This window comes from Acinetobacter sp. WCHA45 (assembly GCF_002165255.2).
Classification (GTDB): Bacteria; Pseudomonadota; Gammaproteobacteria; order Pseudomonadales; family Moraxellaceae; genus Acinetobacter.
In genome coordinates this window covers 838452-857656 of record NZ_CP028561.1, presented here as the reverse complement: position 1 = coordinate 857656, position 19205 = coordinate 838452, and the positions used below count along the sequence as shown (strand labels likewise).

Genomic DNA, 19205 nt, shown 5'->3' with positions numbered 1-19205 from the left:
GTCATTACGCTAGTCGAAAAGTGAGGATCAATTTAAAGTAAATGAGAAAGCAATAAAAAGAGGATGCAATGATGAAAATAATACTGCTTTGCTTCAGTACTTTAATCACATTTAGCTTATCGGCCTGTGCAGTGCATACTCCTCATGGCAGTGTGATTGTTGATCCAGACAACCACCATGATGGTCATAGTGATTTTTGTCCTCCAGGACAGGCTAAAAAAGGACGTTGTTAAATTCAATCTCGCCTAGGCTTTGATAGGGCTTAGGCATTTTCATCAAATGATAAAGTTTATTCAATTTTTTCTTTCAAATAATTCATCTCATCAAATTGTATAAATAAAACTAGAATATATTTCAGTTACTGATTTCATTTCATCAAAACCCATATAAACTACATGGAAATGTATTCTATTTATTCTAATGGGATTTTTGAATGGATCTAAGCCAACAAAGCACTGTCATGGAAATCTTGAATAAGGTGCAGCATGCTGATGATTGGATTATTTTATTAGAACAACTGAATCAATATTTTAATCTACAAGCCTCTCAACTACTCGCCGTTGATCTTGAAGTACAAGCGCTATCTTTTAGTGTTCATCATGGCGTTGATTTTGATGAACATCAACTTGAACAAGCCGCACTAAAACAAATTCGTTTAAATATAGATGATGATCCTCGCTTAAACAAAATGTTAGTGGCTCCAATGCAAGGTTGGATGCATTGTTTTCAACATTTCACAGAAGATGAAATTCTTCAAACTCAAGTCTATCAACAAGTATTAAAACCTCTAAATTTACGTTTTTGTTCAGCAATACAAATTCTTTATGATCATAAAGTTTGTATCATACTTTCATTTTTGACTAGCCCCGAACGAGGTGCTTTGAGTTGTTCTGAATTACAACCGATTTATGAATTATTACCGATACTACAGCAGAAAATTCAACAATATCGACATCATTTTGAATACTCGACAATGACCTTACTCGGCTCACAATTAATTCAAAAAATGAATCAGCCCATTGCGATTATTAATTTGAATGGCGATATTCTTGAATTGAATACAGAAGCAAAACAGCTATTGGAAAATAGTAAACTGATCCAAATCAAACAACGTCGTTTTGCATTCAATGAAAGTAGCCAACAACAATTTGAGTTAAACCTGATTGAGCTAGAACGCCTACATAAACGCCATCATGACTTAAGCTACGCTGAACGCAGTAAAATTATGATGATTGATGATCATTTATTCTTAACACTGGATTTATTAAGTCCAGAAAAAACACACAAGATTTTTGGTCTACGTCCAGTTTTACTCGCCACATTTTCTGGTTTAAAACATAAACCTAAATATCAACGAGAAATATGTACTCAGCTTTTTATGTTCACACCTGTAGAACACAAAATATGTGAGCAATTACTTGAGGGTAAAACCACCAAAGAAATTGCTCTCTCACACGATATTCAGGCTGATACTGTCAAAAAACATCTACAAGCGATTTTCAAGAAAACCAAAACACATCGACAAAGTGAGTTAATTCAATTATTGATGCAGTTTTTATAAGCATGTAAAGATGAAAGTTTCTAAGCAATCTCCGCTGGGAAAGTAATCACTTGATCAATTTTCATCTTATTCATCGCAACCATCAGTAAACGATCAATTCCAAGTGCAATCCCTGAGCATTCTGGCATGTGTGGTAAAGCTGCTAACAAGTGTTGATCCGTTGGAATGACGGGTAATCCTTGTTGAGCACGTTCGATATTATCGGCGTCAAAACGTTCAGCTAAAACTTTGGCATCTAAAAGCTCATCATAGGCATTGGCAATCTCTAAACCCTCAATGTATACCTCGAAGCGTGCTGCGACTAATTCACCATCCTCATCTGTTTTCACCTTAGCCAACGATGCCATTTCAGGCGGAAAATCAGTTAAAAATACAGGTGCATCAAAGCCTAAACTTGGTTCAACGAAATGCGAAAACAATAAATCGATATAACCCAAGCGATCATTTCCTAAATCAAGATTGAGTCCTACACGATTCGCAGTTTCTTTAAGTTGTTTTAAACTCGCTTGTAAAGGATTAATCTCTAAACGATCTTGAAAAGCATGCTTATAACTCAAAATATACGGACGGACTTCACCAAAACGATGTGCCAAACACACTTCTAGTAAATCTGCTGTTTCATGCATTAAACCTTTTAAATCTAAACCAGGTCGATACCATTCCAGCATGGTAAATTCACTATTATGCTTACGCCCATGCTCATCATCACGGAATACTTTACAGATTTGATAAATTGCTCCACTACCACTGGCCAATAAACGTTTCATTGGAAATTCAGGTGAAGTCTGTAAGTATTGAGTATTTAATTTGCCGTGAATATGACGTTGTACTTGTACAGATGCCAAATGAACATCGGTTACAGCAGCTTGAGACAAAACAGGTGTTTCAACCTCTAATACCTTACGCTCAGCAAAAAACTGACGAATCTTTTGATACATCTCTGCACGTGCTTTTAATGCCTCAATAGAACAAGTCGGTTGATAGGATTTCATATCTTGGCTCATGCTTTTGGTCCACCGTGTGCCGCCCATTCACGGCGTAAAGGATAGTTTTTACGAAGTAAATCAAATGCTTTTTGTTCAACTTTAGCATTTTGAACACAAGCTCTTAATTGTTTATCATCTTCAGCAATATCGTAAATCCGAGTAAGATATTGTTTAAGCACAGCTTTTAAATCCTGCTGCCCGAAATATTGTTCCACCTGAGGCAATTGACTCTCAAAACGCTTTGAGGCTTTATAAGAAAATTTATCGCAAAATGCCTCATAAATCATCTGTGTTCCTCTCGCTTTACCTTCAAGGCTATACCCTGCAATATGTGGGGTGGCTAAAGCCAATAAATCCAGCAATTGCGCTGGAATCTCTGGTTCAAACTCAAAGACATCCAAGACAACTTTACGATTATTTTTTTTAATATCGTTCATCAATGCAGATTGTTGAATCACTGGACCACGCGCACTATTAATCAAAATTGCGGATGCTTTCATTGCAGCAAACGTAGCATCATTAAACAAGTGTTGCGTTGGATAATCACCAGCTAAGGTTAAAGGGACATGAATTGAAATCGCATCAGCCTGTTTTAACAACTCCTGAAAGGATACATTTTCAATGCCAGCGAGTTGCACATAAGGGTCATAGCCAATCACATTCCAGTCCAACAATTGAGCCATCACTGCGAGTCGACTCCCTACATTGCCTAAGCCAACAATTGCTAATGTAAAAGCTCTCTCTTGTTCTAATAAGTCGATATTCAAATGCAATAAAGCAGTAATCACATATTCAGCAACGGCTTGCGCATTGCAGCCCGCAGCATTACTCCATGCAATATGCTGCTGTTCCAAAGCTTGAATATCAAGATGATCTGTACCAATTGTCGCACTGCCTACAAATTGAAGCTTGGTCTGATCAATTAAGGCATGATTCACTTTAGTCACCGAGCGAACCAAAAGTGCATCGGCATCTTGGACATCATTATGAGTCAGGGTGCGCCCTGCTTTATGCTGTATTTCAGCAAAATCTGCAAAAAAATAATCGGTAAATGCCAAATTTTCATCTGCGATAATTTTCATGCAATTCTTTCCATCGATTTGTATGTGCTTATTATCCTTAGCGAGACCTAAATTGGCAATTTATAAAATGATTTTTGGATTTAATAAACACAAAAAAGGCTATTCTTCATGCTGAAAAGAATAACCTAAAAGGTGAAAACCTAATAGCAAAGAGCTGGGATGCTAGACTTCCCAGCTCTTCACTTTATTATTTTTATTTGACTAATCGTTCAAGATTACTTACCGCCAAAAACGTAAGCAACACCTACACGACCACCAAACTCATTACCACCAGCGAAACCAAAAGCACCACTTGCTGAAAGACGGTCTGTAAACGCAGTTACTACACCAATAGATCCAGCAGTTTCACCTTCATAATGACCTACACCACCAAATATAGCTACTTGACCAGGACCAATGCTTGGTACTGCTTGTTGTGCAGCTAATGAAATTGCAATACCACGGTAAGCAGTACGTTGCACATCATCAATACGGCTGTTTAACTGGTTTGCACGAACGTTCGTGTAATTATTTGCAGCAGTTAAAGTAGCTGCATCACCAGCACTTCGAGCAGTAGCTTCAGTAGTTAGAGCAGTATTCACACGCACTGTTTCTGCTGCAGCCGCTGTGTCAACACGAGTAAATTCACCGTTTACACGGGTTTTTTCAGTAGCAGCTTCACTACGAATTGCGGTATCAGCGGCAGCAAACTCGGTACGAATCGCAGCACGGTCAGTCGTAGCAGCAGCCAACTCACCGTTTACACGGGTTTTTTCAGTAGCAGCTTCACTACGAATTGCGGTATCAGCGGCAGCAAACTCGGTACGAATCGCAGCACGGTCAGTCGTAGCAGCAGCAAACTCACCGTTTACACGGGTTTTTTCAATAGCAGCTTCACTACGAATTGCGGTATCAGCGGCAGCAAACTCGGTACGAATCGCAGCACGGTCAGTCGTAGCAGCAGCCAACTCACCGTTTACACGGGTTTTTTCAGCTGCTGCAGCTGCGTCTACACGAGTAAATTCGTCTGCAACATTTTTACCATCTACAATAACAGCTTTAGCTGTTACTGAGCCCGTGGTGCTAATTCCAGCAGCAGTAAGGGAAGATGTATTAGTTACACCAGCAGCTGTTTTAGTAATAGATAGACCAAGATCATCTTGAATATCTTTACGACCTAAAGCAATTTCTTGAATTGAGCTAGTAGATTTTTCTTTAAATTCTTGAGTAGGTTGTCCTAAGGCAGGACCTTGTAGACTACCAGGAACAATCACGCCATTTGCATCATAAGTTGCAGTTGCAGTTTGTGAGGTAGTGGTTTCTAAAGTCCCTTCTACAATTGCTGAACTGAATTGCAATAAGTCTTTATTATAGACTTGCTTCGTTTCATTGCGAGTTTGCTCTTGAGAATCTACTCGATCACTAGTAATCGTTTGAGTAGTATTAGCCCAATTTTGATTTACTGTAGGTACAACTATATCTTTACCGGCTACAGTAGGCTGAGCATTCACAACACTTGATTGAACATTATTAACAGTTACAGGACCATTAAAGTTACTAGGACCATTCACTTCTAAGCTATTAGTAGTTACTTTTGTAGCGATATCATTACGAATTGCGGTATCTGCAGTTTCGCGAGCTGTTTTTTCTGCTGCAACTTTACCATCAGTATACGTGTTAGCTGCCGCTAATGTATCAGCATCACCCTGAACACGAGCTGCTGCTTCAGCTGCAACCTGATTATCAGTATAAGTATTAGCTGCCACCAATGTATCAGCATCACCCTGAACACGCGCCGCTGCTTCAACTGCAATCTGGTTATCAGTATAAGTATTGGCTGCCGCTAATGTATCAGCATCACCCTGAACACGAGCTGCTGCTTCAGCTGCAACCTGATTATCAGTATAAGTATTTGCTGAAGCTAATGTAGCTGCATCACCATTAGCAATTGTTGTTGCTAAATCTTGACCATTAAGCGTAATTTGATTTGTTGATATACCTGCCGCACTTACTGTAGTTGTGTTTGTAACACCACTATCAGTTTTAGTAATACTTAAGCGATAATCTTCAGATGTATTTTCACGTCCAAGCGTCAATTCTTGTTGATTATTTGTAGAAGTAGCAGTGAACGGGTTTGCAGGTAAAGCTTGAGGTGTTGAAGTAGCTGAAACACTACTAGCATCAAGTACACCATTAGCATCATACTGTCCTGTAATTTCAATATTAGTGATACTAGTAGTCTCATCACCTATAACATCAGAAGAAGTAAACTGTACTTTATTTGGATCATAAACCTGTGTAGTTTCTGTCCGCTGTTGACCTTCAAGCTTTTGCGTAACAGTTCCAGTTTTTGTAACAGGGGTGTTCGGAGTTCCTGTCAAATCTAATTGAATTGAGTTTGAGCTAGTTGGTGTGCCTGGGTTACCTGGATTTATTGTTGAAATTTTATTATCAACAGTTAAACCGGTATCATCCATCGTAGTTTGTACTTGATTACCTGTGCCTAAATTATTAATTGAAACTGTTGTGGTATTAATTGTGCCGAATGAAGGGCTACCATTAACTGAAACACCAGCTATAGCTGAACTTGATGCAGCAATTGCAATCGCTACTGCTGATAATTGAAAAGATTTTTTCATTAAAAAGACATCCTATTTTTGAAGTATAAACTTGTAATAACACTAAAAAGTACCTAACCATTGATCTGGAGTTTAGGCTAAGAAATCTTTTAGTGTTAATTTTGCTTAACTTTTTAAGTTAATGGTCTAAAGACAGAGCCTTTCACGTTGATGAAAAAGTAACTGCTCATACTCTAAACACCCCTTATCTCGGATTCTAATTTCACTTTAAATTTTTATCAATCAATATTTGATTTAAAATTCCATTTTTCTTCATACTTTTTACTAATAATTAAATCAAAGTAATAAAAAATTACGATTAGAACAAAATATCCATATAAAATTTATCATTGGGTTAATTTTATAAATCAAAATTTGACTCATAAAATGATATGATTATTTATCAATACGTTATGGTGAGAAACGCTCTTAAGATGCAGGAAATCAACGAAAAAAAGGCTTTTAGTCAACGACTGAAACAACAGCTTTTAGAGCAGAACTGGCCTGTTAACAGACCAACTTGGTTGGCTCGAGAGTTCAACATACGCTATAACGGTCATTCTATTAGTGTGCAAACTGCGAGTAACTGGTTATCAGGTACGGCAATACCTAACCAAGATAAATTACAAATTTTGGCTGCGTGGCTAGACATTTCCACGCAATGGTTACGTTTCGGAGAAGTAAGTCCTACCCCAAAAAACCGCACAAAAAATGACCATGAAAAAATTCAGTTTTACTTAGACGATCTACCTAAAAAAATTGGATTATTAAGTCCAAAGCAAAAACAAATAATTTATGAAATCGTAAATGAATTTTTATCACAGAACGAGTAAAAATTTATTTACTCGTTCTTAATAGTAATTGTTTCAAATGCCAATTTTCCTTTTGCAATTGCTCCAATTCTTTTAGTAAAGATTCATATCTAATTTTACAAGAATAAAGGTTTTGCACCTCTTTTACTGGATAAAGTGCGTAACCTATATTTTCATTTTTTAATTTAGTTTTTAACAAGATACTCCTCCTCGTTTAATAATTTTACCACTCTATTTATTAAGAGTTTAATTTTTAAGTATATTTACAAATTACACTATTTATATTTAATAAAAACATTCTCCCCACTTGAATACAAATAGAAGTTTTACCTTTATTTCGAAATAGTTAAAATTTCTCGTAAATAAAATAATGTGTAGATTATTATACTTTTTTGTAAAAATTTCTATACCCCAAATGAGGTATGTCAAAAAATGTCATTTTATTATTAAGAAATAAAAATCCCTGCATTAGCAGGGATTTTTTTAATCTAGGAAGATGATGTAATTACATCATTCCGCCCATACCACCCATTCCGCCCATATCTGGAGCAGCTGGTTTATCTTCTGGGATATCAGTGATCATACATTCTGTAGTCAACATTAAACCAGCAACTGAAGCAGCATGTTCTAATGCAGAACGAGTTACTTTAGCTGGGTCAAGAATACCCATTTCCAACATATCGCCATATTCACCAGTTGCAGCGTTATAGCCAAAGTTACCTTCACCCGCTTTAACTGCATTGATGACAACTGATGGCTCATCACCAGCATTCGAAACGATTTGACGAAGTGGCGCTTCAATCGCACGGCGTAAAATGTTGATACCCGCAGTTTGATCTTCGTTTGCACCTTTTAAGCCATCTAGTACGTTTACAGCACGTACCAGTGCAACACCACCACCTGCTACAACACCTTCTTCAACTGCTGCACGAGTTGCATGAAGTGCATCGTCAACACGATCTTTCTTCTCTTTCATTTCAACTTCAGTTGCAGCACCGATTTTAATCACAGCAACACCGCCTGCTAATTTAGCAACACGTTCTTGAAGTTTTTCTTTGTCATATTCAGACGTAGATTCTTCGATCTGCGCACGGATTTGTTGAACACGTTCAGCGATTTGTTCAGCATTACCCGCACCATCAACAATCACTGTATTTTCTTTAGATACAGTAATTTTGTGTGCAGTACCCAAATCTTGAAGAGAAGCTTGCTCTAAAGACATGCCGACTTCTTCAGAAATCACAGTTGCGCCAGTCAAGATCGCGATGTCTTGAAGCATTGCTTTACGACGGTCACCAAAACCAGGTGCTTTAACCGCACATACTTTGATAATACCGCGCATGTTGTTTACAACAAGTGTAGCAAGCGCTTCGCCTTCAACATCTTCAGCGATGATAAGAAGTGGTTTACCTGTTTTAGCAACAGCTTCTAATACCGTGATTAATTCACGGATATTGCTGATTTTTTTATCTACAAGAAGAATGAACGGATTTTCAAGTTCAGCAGTTAAAGTATCTTGCTTGTTCGCGAAGTATGGAGAGATATAACCACGGTCGAACTGCATACCTTCTACAACGTCTAAAGCATCTTCGAAGCCAGAACCTTCTTCTACAGTGATAACACCTTCTTTACCTACTTTTTCCATTGCTTGCGCAATCAACTTACCAACAGTTGTGTCAGAGTTTGCAGAGATTGAACCCACTTGTTCAATTGCTTTGAAATCATCAGCAGGTTTTGCATTGGTACGGATATTTTCAACAACCGTTTTTACTGCGATATCGATACCACGTTTTAAATCCATTGGGTTCATACCTGCAGTTACAGATTTGATCCCTTCATTTAAAATTGCTTGAGCAAGTACAGTTGCCGTTGTTGTACCGTCACCCGCGATGTCGTTGGTTTTAGAAGAAACTTCACGAACAAGTTGAGCACCCATGTTTTCAAACTTGTCTTTTAAAGAAATTTCTTTCGCAACTGTTACACCATCTTTAGTAATGTGTGGTGCACCGAAAGAACGGTCGATGACAACATTACGGCCTTTAGGACCTAAAGTTACTTTTACTGCATCTGCAAGCACGTTAACGCCTGCGATCATTTTTGAGCGAGCTGAATCACCAAATTTTACGTCTTTAGCTGACATGTTAAACTCCGAATCTTTTTAAATACTGAATCTGAAAATAAATTTGAGTTATGTGTCGAGTTAGCCTTCAAGCACAGCTAAGATGTCCGACTCTTTCATAATTAAGAGTTCTTCACCACTTACTTTTACTGTTGTACCTGCATAAGTACCGAACAATACTTTGTCACCAACTTTAACGTCTAAAGCACGAACGCCATTGTCAGTGATCTGACCATTACCCACTGCAATGATTTCACCTTGAGAAGGTTTCTCAGCAGCAGAACCTGGAAGTAAAATACCACCAGCCGTTTTAGTTTCTTCTTCTACGCGACGAATCACAACACGATCATGTAATGGACGAATGTTGCTCATATTTAACTCCATCAGACTTAGTCTTTTTTGATAAATTGTTATGACAAGACAAAAGCGCCATAACAAAATTTGATATGCCACTTTTGTGGGGTTAAAAAAAATGGCTTCAAGGGGGAAATTAAAAAAAAATCTATTTAAAGATGTTTTTTTCAACACAATCACATGATCTTGCCGAATTAAGCAGCATTTCATGATCGAAGAAAGATTTTCTGTTTTTCATCAAACCAATAATGCTCAATTGTTCCGTCATCTAAAATCACGTTAAAACTATTTGAAAACCCAAAACGCAAACGATTTGAAGTTGCTGTTCCAGCATGAATATCTAAAATAGGATGGTTGAATCCCAATTGAAAAATTTGATTTAAATCATGAACAGCAACTTTGTGTAGATGCCCATGTAATAAACCAAACAACCCTGTCTCACCCCAACGTTCTAATGCAATTTTAGCAAGCACAGGACAATCCTTATCTCCATGCTCATTTGGGAAGGTATAAAAAGGCTGATGGAAAGTGACCAATTTTATTTTATTTGTGGGTGCATTTTTCAGCTTGGTATCCGTTTCATGAATTTGCTCAAGAGAAATATGCCCTCGGGTATGGTATCTCCGACGAATACTATTCATGCCAACAATATAAAAATGCTCCGTTTCTAAAGTAGACTCTAAACGGCCAAAAAACGCTTGGTAACGTACAAATGGAGAGAAGAAGCGTTTCCAGACATGATAAAGCGGAATATCATGATTACCCGGCACAACAAGATATGGGATATGTAAAGAATCTAAAAACTGACGGCAATCATAAAATTGCTTAAAACGCGCACGCTGGGTTAAATCACCACTGATTATAATTGCCTCTGGGCGTTTTTGTTGGCAAAACAGTTGTATCGCTTGAATACATTCTTCACGCTCAGTACCAAAATGTAGATCAGATAGGTGCAACAACATTTGGAACCATCACTTTCAAGGCTGATTTTTTTACTGAGAACGTTAAAGGTGGTTGCATATCCACTAATTCCCCATCGACTGCGACAGTAAGTTTGGCCTTTTTACAGTCAACCTGTATTTGTTCGGCACAAAAAGAATAGACGTCTGATGCTTGATCGATTTCCCCTTGAACAAGTTTCCATAACATTTTTAATAAACTGATTCGGTCACTTTTAGCAACAACAACTCCAGCTAACTTGCCTTTTGCAGCACATTCTGCAACTCTTAATTTCATATCCTCTAATTGCAACTGATTATTACCAAAGAATATTAACGGAGTAACTACAGGATATTTTTTCCCATCAACCGTGAGTGCGAGTTTTAATGATTTATGTTCGCGCAGTAACACATCTAACGCCGAAGTATAAGCATGTAATGGAAAGCGCCCTAAATACTGGTTATAAAGTTCACGCTTCTTAATGAATAAAGGATACAAACCTAAACTGGCATTGTTCAAATAAATTTGATCATTAATCGTTGCAACATGAACTTCGCGCGGTTGACCCACTGCGATTACTTCTGCTGCTAGAGCCACATCAATCGGAATATCTAAAGCACGTGCAACATAATTAAACGTACCTAAGGGCATTATTCCCATTGGAATATTGGTATGCATTAACTTTTTTGCTACGGCATTTAATGTACCATCACCACCTGCAGCAACAACTACCCCACGCGCATGTTCCTGTTGATGTCGAGATAAAATATTATTCATCATTTCATCAAAATTCATGTGCGAATTTAATTCAAACACCTGAATTTCAAATCCTTTCTGACTCCAAAAAGCCATAAGAGCTTCATACTGGTCTTCTTGCTGTGCTGCATGAAAGCCAGATTTTTGATTGTAAATTATGGACAAGGGCCGTAAATTCTGAATCATACCTAACAGCCTTAAAGATAAATCACCAGTATTTTTGTTTATAAAATCAACAATTAAAAGTTTGTTTATGTAAATTTTGGATGAGCATTATTCAATTTATCAATAATAATTCTCAAAAAAAATAAACAAATTTATCTAATTGTTTTTAATAATAATTTAAAATAAAAATAATACACATAAAAAAATTACATATAGAACTAAAAAATACTCAATTTACGCAAAAACAATACGTTACCCATAAATATACACTCTTAGATTAAGACTCTATTAAGCACGGTAGTCTTATTTTTTTTACGATTTTATGCTTTAATACAGCCACTTTTTTTACTTCATCTATTTTCATTGTCATCCAATGAATAGAATTGTACGTCGTACACACTTTAAAAAGGCATCACCATGACCCAAGTGAACGCACCAGAATTCGTTCGTCACCCTAAGCTTATTGCATGGGTGGAAGAAATTGCAAAATTAACCAAACCAGCAAAAATCGAATGGTGTGACGGAAGCGCGGAAGAATATCAACGTCTGATCGACTTGATGATCGCTAACGGCACCATGCAACAACTTAACCAAGAAAAACATCCTGGTTCTTATCTTGCAAATTCTGACCCTTCTGATGTTGCTCGTGTTGAAGATCGCACATATATCTGCTCTGAAAATCAAGAAGATGCTGGTGCAACAAACAACTGGGTTGCGCCTGCTGAAATGCGTGCGAAATTAAACGGCTTATTTGATGGCGCAATGGAAGGTCGTACCATGTACGTCGTTCCTTTCTCTATGGGTCCTTTAGGAAGCCATATTGCACACATCGGTATCGAATTAACAGATTCACCTTACGTTGCTGTCAGCATGACAAAAATGGCGCGTATGGGTAAAGCAGTTTATGACGTATTAGGTACAGATGGTGAGTTTATCCCATGTGTTCATACGGTTGCTGCTCCATTGAAAGATGGTCAAAAAGATGTCGCTTGGCCATGTAACAATGAAAAATACATTGTTCATTACCCAGAAACTCGTGAAATCTGGTCTTACGGTTCTGGTTATGGTGGTAATGCTTTACTTGGTAAAAAATGCCTAGCTTTACGTATTGCTTCTGCAATGGGTCGTGAGCAAGGTTGGTTAGCTGAGCACATGCTTATTTTAGGCGTAACCAATCCACAAGGTGAAAAACACTACATCGCTGCGGCATTCCCTTCTGCGTGTGGTAAAACCAATTTTGCTATGTTGATTCCACCAGCAGGTTATGAAGGTTGGAAGATTGAAACTGTAGGTGACGATATTGCTTGGATCAAACCAGGTGAAGATGGTCGTTTATACGCAATCAATCCAGAAGCGGGTTTCTTCGGTGTTGCACCTGGTACAAATACCAAAACCAACCCGAACTGTATGGCGACATTAACTAAAGATGTTATCTATACGAACGTTGCTGTAACAGATAACGGTGAAATTTGGTGGGAAGGTCTTTCTAAAGAAGTTCCAGCAAACTTAACCAACTGGAAAGGTCAGCCTCACGTTGAAGGTGAAAAAGCGGCTCATCCAAATGCTCGCTTTACAGTTTCAGCTGGTCAATGCCCTTCTATTGATGCTGACTGGGAAAATCCAGCAGGTGTACCAATCTCTGCATTCATCTTCGGTGGTCGTCGTGCAGATACAGTACCTTTAGTAACTGAAGCTTTTGACTGGGTTGATGGCGTTTATAAAGCTGCAACAATGGGTTCAGAAACAACTGCTGCTGCTGTTGGTCAACAAGGTATTGTTCGCCGTGACCCATTTGCAATGCTTCCTTTCGCTGGTTATAACATGGCTGATTACTTCGGTCACTGGTTACAACTTGGTCAAGAAGTTGGCGCTAAAGCAGAAGCTGCTGGTAACAAATTACCAAAAATCTTCAATGTAAACTGGTTCCGTCGTGATGCTGAAGGCAACTTCGTATGGCCTGGTTTCGGTCAAAACATGCGTGTTCTTGAGTGGATTATTGATCGTTGTGAAGGTCGTGCTGAAGCGACTGAAACACCAATCGGTTATGTTCCAACTTACGAACAGTTGAACTGGACAGGTATCGACTTCTCTAAAGAACAATTCGAAACTGTTACAGCACAAGACAAAGACCAATGGATCAAAGAGCTTGAAAGCCACACTGAGTTATTTACTAAACTAGGTGATCGTTTACCACAAGCACTTAAAGATCGTCAAAATGAATTATTAGCAGCTGTTAAATCTGCTTAATCACTCTAGTTTCCCTCTTGATTAAAGAGGGGTTCAGGGAGATTTAAAAGGTCACTTCGGTGGCCTTTTTATTTGGCTGATCAAGTAACGATGCGCAACACATTTATAAGTAGTTACTAAAACAATTGTGGTGCAAAATTAAACAACCCAACCAAAGAAATACCATAAACCATCAAAATGGTGACACGTCGAAAATCGAAGATTTTGGTTTCATCACGACTAGAGATATCTTAAATAACAGACCCACCCAACCCTATAACTAATATGCTTATAACGGATATGCTGCCTAACTAAATCAAGTAATTTAGGCTAATGAACTGGTATTTTATTATCCTTGTTATTTTTATTATTTGTTGATAATTTTAAGTTCAAATAAATCAATTATTTTTATTTCATTTTAATCAATCAGGTATCTTATGCATCAGAATTTGGAATCTTACACGTCACTTCTACCATATAAGAGTAGTTAGGGCTTGTGCCACATACCGCGAGGAGTTCCACCATGCAGAAGACCACAAAGCTTCGCCTTATCGGAGGCGCAGTGCTGTTGTTCAATCTTTGGCTTATCGGTCGATACAATCTCCAAGGGATGTCCGTCCTTTTGCTTACCTTTGGGTTTGCATTGGGCTATGAGTTTCTTATTGTGAGGCCGTCAAAGCCAAAAGAAGACAACTCTGAATCAGAAAAACCCAAAGATAAGGAATAGTTGAAGATGAAAAAGAATCTCCTGTTCTGGGCGGCCTGCATCGTTGCATTCATTTTTTGGAAAATCGTATTTTCAACTAATACCGCAAAGGATGTACTAAGCGTTGCCGTGGCATCTGACCAAGAGCCGAGTGCTGCACAAATAAGGCAAATTGAAGAAATTGCGGCGGAGATTGCCAAACAAAGCAATACAAACAAGCATTTGTACTTGGATGACATGACGACATCTTTTAACGCGAGTTCTTCTGGAAGGAACGTGCATTTTGAGAACATATTGCGGGTAAAAAACGGCTTGTCACAAAGCGAAATTGTACAGTGGCTAGCTGCAACGCAACAAGAAATCATCCCCCAAGCCTGTGCACAAAACGCGAATAACCCAGCTTTTGACAGAGGACTTTCCTACACATATGCCTACAGCAGTATATACGGACAAAAAATGGGAGATGTCTTCGTTGATAAAGCAACTTGCAAAAGGCTCGGGTACTAGCTTGCCTATAGCCTATGCAACTGCGCCCTAACAATTCATTCAAGCCGAAGCCGCTTCGCGGCTTAACTCAGGCGTTAGATAAAAAGCTTTTTAAAAACAGTCCGGCTATACGATTTTTTAAGCGGCATGCGGCTCTTGCTGTTTGGATACTAAATAAGTATCCAATTGATTCATTTCAATTTGTGTAAAACTCAAGCCCAATTTGGAACGGCGCCATAAAATATCTTGACTGGTCGTCGCCCATTCAGCAGTACATAAATAATCCACTTCACGTGCATACAAACCTTGTCCAAAATGCTGCCCAAGTTGTTCAACCGAACTTTTCTCGCCTAGAATATTCCAAATACGTGAGCCATAAGCTGATGCCCAACGCTTAACTAAATCTTCTGATGCATCAGTGACTTGTGCACGAATTTCTCGCACCAACTGTTCAACAGACTCCATATTTTCGCCACCAGGTAAAGCTTCTGTTGCAGTCCAACTCCCCTTCATTTCAGGGAAGAATACTTTTAACTGCTGCATAGCCGACTCAGCCAATTTACGATATGTTGTTAATTTTCCACCGAATACGGAAAGTAATGGGGCCTGCCCCACCTCACCTTTGGACAAAGCCAAAGTATAGTCACGGGTAATGGCTGATGGATTATCTGATTCATCATCACAGAGTGGACGTACCCCAGCAAATGTCCAAATAACATCCGATTGAGTAAGCTGTTTTTTGAAATGTGCATTGCTCACTTCAAGCAAATAGTCTGTTTCTGCTTGAGTAATTTGTACTTGCGCAGGATCACCTTGGTATTCACGATCTGTAGTTCCAATCATGGTGTATTGATCTAAATACGGAATTGCGAACACAATACGGCGGTCATCATTTTGCATAATAAAGGCTTTATCACCTTCATATAATTTCGGCACAATGATATGACTACCTTGAATCAAGCGAATACCGTAAGGTGATTTGAACTCTAAATCTTGTTTGATGAATTTTGCGACCCAAGGGCCAGCAGCATTGACCAGTGCCTTTGCTTTAATTTGGAATTGACAATTTTCATTTTCTAAATCAACAATCCAATACTGCCCATCTCTTCGTGCAGACAAACAACGAGTACGAGTTACGATATCAGCACCCTTTTCACGGGCATGCATCGCATTAAGTACAACCAAACGAGCATCATCAACAGCACAGTCAGAATATTCAAAACCACGTGTTATCGCAGAATTTAAAGGGCTATCTTCTTTAAAATAGACATTATTTGAACCCAATAATTTCTCACGCTTACCTAAATGGTCATAGAAGAACAAACCCGTGCGAATCAACCATGCAGGGCGAAGATGTGGGCGATGCGGCATAATAAAACGCATTGGGCGAATAATATGTGGAGCTTTAGCCAATAGCACTTCACGCTCAGCTAACGCTTCACGTACTAAACGAAATTCTTTGTGTTCTAAATAACGTAAACCACCATGAATCAGCTTACTGCTTGCTGAAGAAGTATGACTGGCTAAATCATCTTTTTCACACAAGAATACCGATAAACCGCGTCCTGAAGCATCAGCCGCAATACCAACACCATTGATACCACCACCAATGACCGCAAGGTCATAGATCTTTTCATTTGTCTGAGGAGAAGTTTGCATAGATCACCACAAATTTTTCATTATTTTTCGATAATGAAAATTTAAACATATAAATCGAAAATAAACAATAAAAAATAGATCAAAAAATGCCAATCTATCGACACTTTTAGATAAATGGTAAAATTCGATGGAGAAACTAACAGTTCAGAAACACGGTAACCGTATTTATTTATAAGAAAAATATAGTTTTTATTGAATATATCTTGAGTTAAATTGATTAACTCAAGAAAAGTAACAATTTTTCGAAAATGAATATTTATTTTGCAACAATCAAACCAACATCTAACTCTCGGATGGTTTTTATAAATTGCTCATTTGGCTGTTGATCAGTAAAAATACAATCCACTTGCTTAAGTGAACCTAATCGAATCATCGCATTACGCCCAAATTTACTGCTATCCGCGGCTAAAAAAACTTGGCGTGCACTTGAAAGAATTTCTTGAGAGACACACACTTCCTGAAAATCAAAATCAAGCAATGTGCCATCTTCTTCAATTCCACTAATCCCGATAAGCGCATAGTCTGCTTTAAACTGTTTGAAAAAATCAGCGGTTGCTTGACCAATGACACCACCATCTGGACGAACACGACCACTGGCAATCAGAACTTCAAAATCCTCTTTTGTGCTCAGGGTCTTTGCAACATTCAGGTTATTAGTAATGACTTTTAAGCCCGTGTGATTCAGTAGTGCATGAGCAATCGCTTCGGTTGTGGTGCCAATATTAATAAATAAAGAAGCGTGATTTGGAACGGCAGCAGCAACAGCTTCAGCAATTGTTCTTTTTTGCTCAAGCATATGCCCGACACGCATCGTATATTCTGTATTTTCAACACTTGAATCATGCGCAGCGCCGCCATGATAACGGCGCAAAAGGCCTTCATCCGCTAATTGATTAATATCACGACGAATCGTTTGTGGTGTAACATCGAAATGTTGAGCAAGTTCTTCAATACTAATATAACCACGCTCTCGTACTAATTCGAGGGTTTTTTGTTGGCGTAGTATCAAGCTCATGCTCATCAATCCTGTGTTATTTACGGCATATTAAATCCGGCTATTTTAGCTTAATCTTCTGCCCAATCTCGAGTACGTCCGACAGCTTTTAACCAACCTTTATACAATTTCTCAGTTTGATCCTGACTGCATTCAGGTATAAAGGTTCGTTCGATCGACATTCTACTCTTCAATTCATTTAAATCCGACCAGAAACCGACAGCTAAACCAGCCAAAAATGCGGCTCCCATCCCTGTTGTTTCTTTCATTGCTGGACGTTCAACTGAAGTCGAAAGAATATCCGCTTGGAATTGCATCAAGAAGTTATTCGCTGTTACACCACCATCTACGCGGAGTGTCCGCAACTTTTCGCCAGAGTCTTGTTGCATTGCATCTAATACATCGCGTGTTTGATAAGCAATTGACTCTAAGGTCGCACGAATAATATGCTCAATACTCACACCACGTGTAATACCCAAGATCGCACCACGTGCGGTTGGGTCCCAATACGGCGCACCCAAACCTGTAAATGCAGGAACAACATATACGCCATTACTATCTTTCACTTTGGTGGCGTAATATTCAGAATCATACGAATCATTAATCGCTTTGAGTTCGTCACGCAACCATTGCACACATGATCCACCATTAAACACAGCACCTTCTAGAGCGTAATTCACTTCACCTTTTGCACCACATGCAATGGTAGTCAACAAACCATGTTCAGATTGAACTATACGCTTCCCTGTGTTCATCAATAAGAAACAACCCGTCCCATAGGTATTCTTGGCCTGCCCGACTTCTACACACATTTGTCCAAATAATGCAGCTTGTTGATCCCCCGCAATACCTGCAATTGGAATTCCAACTTCCTGACCACTAATGGTGTGTGTATATCCATAGACCTCAGATGAGCTACGCACAGTTGGTAACATTACTTTTGGAATGTTTAAAGCTTGAAGTAACTTATCATCCCATTCTAAGGTTTCTATATTAAACAGCATGGTACGTGAAGCATTGGTATAATCTGTCACATGAACTTGACCATTGGTCAATTTCCAAATCAACCACGTATCCACCGTACCAAACAAAAGCTCACCGCGCTCTGCACGCTCACGACTTCCTTCAACACGATCAAGAATCCATTTTATTTTTGTTGCTGAAAAATATGGATCGATGACTAGGCCCGTTACTTTTCGAACATAATCATCCCAACCATCTTGATGTAACTGATTACAAATTTCATTGCTTTGACGGCTTTGCCAAACGATAGCATTATAAATCGGCTTACCAGTTTTCTTATCCCAAATGATCGTGGTTTCACGTTGGTTAGTAATCCCGATTGCAGCAATCTGGTCACTTGAAATACCCGCTTGTGCTAGCGCCTCAACCCAAACTGCACTTTGAGTTGCCCATATTTCCATAGGATCATGCTCAACCCAGCCTGGTTGTGGGTAGATTTGCGTGAACTCGCGCTGAGCAATACTAATAACATTTGCATCATGATCCAACACGATTGCTCGTGAACTTGTTGTACCTTGGTCAAACGCAACCACATATTTTTTTTGACTATCTGTAGAGATCATGACACACCTATCCAGACTTGCCTTATAGCAGACCAATAAACTAAATGCCCGTTAAAACGGGCAAAAATACTGCAATAAAGCAACGACTTCTGTATTAAATAAAAAACTTGGCAGATTATATGCAAAATTGTTCGAAAACGAAAATTCTTTCTTTAACTTTGAACCTCAATACGATGA

At 38.6% G+C, this 19205-nt stretch carries 17 protein-coding genes; 6 read left to right on the top strand and 11 right to left on the bottom strand.

Annotation, left to right across the window (positions count from 1 at the left end; genetic code table 11):
• Positions 1-71: 71 nt before the first annotated feature.
• Both CDG55_RS15245 and CDG55_RS05455 read left to right on the top strand, forming a co-directional pair.
• Entirely contained in the window at positions 72-233 is a 162-nt protein-coding gene (locus CDG55_RS15245) for a hypothetical protein (protein WP_087536989.1), read from the top strand.
• Positions 234-433: 200 nt separating this feature from the next.
• A complete protein-coding gene (locus CDG55_RS05455; RefSeq protein WP_087536988.1) occupies positions 434-1561 on the top strand; it encodes a helix-turn-helix transcriptional regulator in 1128 nt (375 codons plus the stop codon).
• 20 nt (positions 1562-1581) lie between these two features.
• On the opposite strand, the gene epmA is transcribed toward CDG55_RS05455, so the two are convergent.
• The 3 genes from epmA to CDG55_RS15620 all read right to left on the bottom strand — a co-directional run bounded on the left by epmA (position 1582) and on the right by CDG55_RS15620 (position 6247).
• A complete protein-coding gene (gene epmA, locus CDG55_RS05450) occupies positions 1582-2565 on the bottom strand; it encodes an EF-P lysine aminoacylase EpmA (RefSeq protein ID WP_087536987.1) in 984 nt (327 codons plus the stop codon).
• Positions 2562-3629: a 4-phosphoerythronate dehydrogenase gene (locus CDG55_RS05445; protein WP_087536986.1), complete on the bottom strand. Its 1068-nt coding sequence runs from the start codon at positions 3627-3629 to the stop codon at positions 2562-2564. Before CDG55_RS05445 ends, epmA begins: the two co-directional genes overlap by 4 nt.
• A 215-nt stretch (positions 3630-3844) precedes the next feature.
• The gene (locus tag CDG55_RS15620; protein ID WP_111313911.1) at positions 3845-6247 is read right to left on the bottom strand and encodes a YadA C-terminal domain-containing protein; all 2403 of its coding nucleotides are present in this window, start codon (positions 6245-6247) and stop codon (positions 3845-3847) included.
• A gap of 371 nt (positions 6248-6618) precedes the next feature.
• On the opposite strand from CDG55_RS15620, the gene CDG55_RS05435 reads away from it, so the two are divergent.
• Positions 6619-7059, top strand: coding sequence for a hypothetical protein (locus tag CDG55_RS05435; RefSeq protein WP_087536985.1), 441 nt, complete (start codon positions 6619-6621; stop codon positions 7057-7059).
• 4 nt (positions 7060-7063) lie between these two features.
• Here the strand turns inward: CDG55_RS05435 and CDG55_RS15240 are convergent, their stop codons facing one another.
• The 5 genes from CDG55_RS15240 to CDG55_RS05415 all read right to left on the bottom strand — a co-directional run bounded on the left by CDG55_RS15240 (position 7064) and on the right by CDG55_RS05415 (position 11392).
• On the bottom strand, positions 7064-7237 hold the full coding sequence (locus CDG55_RS15240; protein WP_155757122.1) for a hypothetical protein: 174 nt from the start codon (positions 7235-7237) through the stop codon (positions 7064-7066).
• Between the two features lie 306 nt (positions 7238-7543).
• Entirely contained in the window at positions 7544-9178 is a 1635-nt protein-coding gene (groL, locus tag CDG55_RS05430; protein ID WP_004878354.1) for a chaperonin GroEL, read from the bottom strand.
• A gap of 60 nt (positions 9179-9238) precedes the next feature.
• Positions 9239-9529 (bottom strand): co-chaperone GroES, encoded by a 291-nt coding sequence (locus tag CDG55_RS05425; protein ID WP_005144860.1) that lies wholly within the window; start codon positions 9527-9529, stop codon positions 9239-9241.
• Between the two features lie 188 nt (positions 9530-9717).
• Positions 9718-10473, bottom strand: a complete 756-nt coding sequence (locus tag CDG55_RS05420; RefSeq protein WP_087536984.1) for a metallophosphoesterase family protein — start codon at positions 10471-10473, stop codon at positions 9718-9720.
• Positions 10454-11392: a diacylglycerol/lipid kinase family protein gene (locus CDG55_RS05415; RefSeq protein ID WP_087536983.1), complete on the bottom strand. Its 939-nt coding sequence runs from the start codon at positions 11390-11392 to the stop codon at positions 10454-10456. Before CDG55_RS05415 ends, CDG55_RS05420 begins: the two co-directional genes overlap by 20 nt.
• 396 nt (positions 11393-11788) lie before the next feature.
• Here CDG55_RS05415 and CDG55_RS05410 point away from each other — a divergent pair, with 396 nt between their 5' ends.
• The 3 genes from CDG55_RS05410 to CDG55_RS05400 all read left to right on the top strand — a co-directional run bounded on the left by CDG55_RS05410 (position 11789) and on the right by CDG55_RS05400 (position 14810).
• Entirely contained in the window at positions 11789-13618 is a 1830-nt protein-coding gene (locus CDG55_RS05410; RefSeq protein ID WP_005158109.1) for a phosphoenolpyruvate carboxykinase (GTP), read from the top strand.
• A 502-nt stretch (positions 13619-14120) separates the two neighbouring features.
• Entirely contained in the window at positions 14121-14324 is a 204-nt protein-coding gene (locus CDG55_RS05405) for a hypothetical protein (RefSeq protein WP_087536982.1), read from the top strand.
• Between the two features lie 6 nt (positions 14325-14330).
• Positions 14331-14810, top strand: a complete 480-nt coding sequence (locus CDG55_RS05400) for a hypothetical protein (protein WP_087536981.1) — start codon at positions 14331-14333, stop codon at positions 14808-14810.
• Between the two features lie 117 nt (positions 14811-14927).
• Here the strand turns inward: CDG55_RS05400 and glpD are convergent, their stop codons facing one another.
• The 3 genes from glpD to glpK form a co-directional block, all read right to left on the bottom strand.
• Positions 14928-16448, bottom strand: a complete 1521-nt coding sequence (gene glpD, locus CDG55_RS05395; protein ID WP_087536980.1) for a glycerol-3-phosphate dehydrogenase — start codon at positions 16446-16448, stop codon at positions 14928-14930.
• Between the two features lie 256 nt (positions 16449-16704).
• On the bottom strand, positions 16705-17463 hold the full coding sequence (locus tag CDG55_RS05390; RefSeq protein WP_005158113.1) for a DeoR/GlpR family DNA-binding transcription regulator: 759 nt from the start codon (positions 17461-17463) through the stop codon (positions 16705-16707).
• Between the two features lie 50 nt (positions 17464-17513).
• Positions 17514-19028, bottom strand: coding sequence for a glycerol kinase GlpK (gene glpK / locus CDG55_RS05385; protein ID WP_087536979.1), 1515 nt, complete (start codon positions 19026-19028; stop codon positions 17514-17516).
• Between the last annotated feature and the right edge of the window lie 177 nt (positions 19029-19205).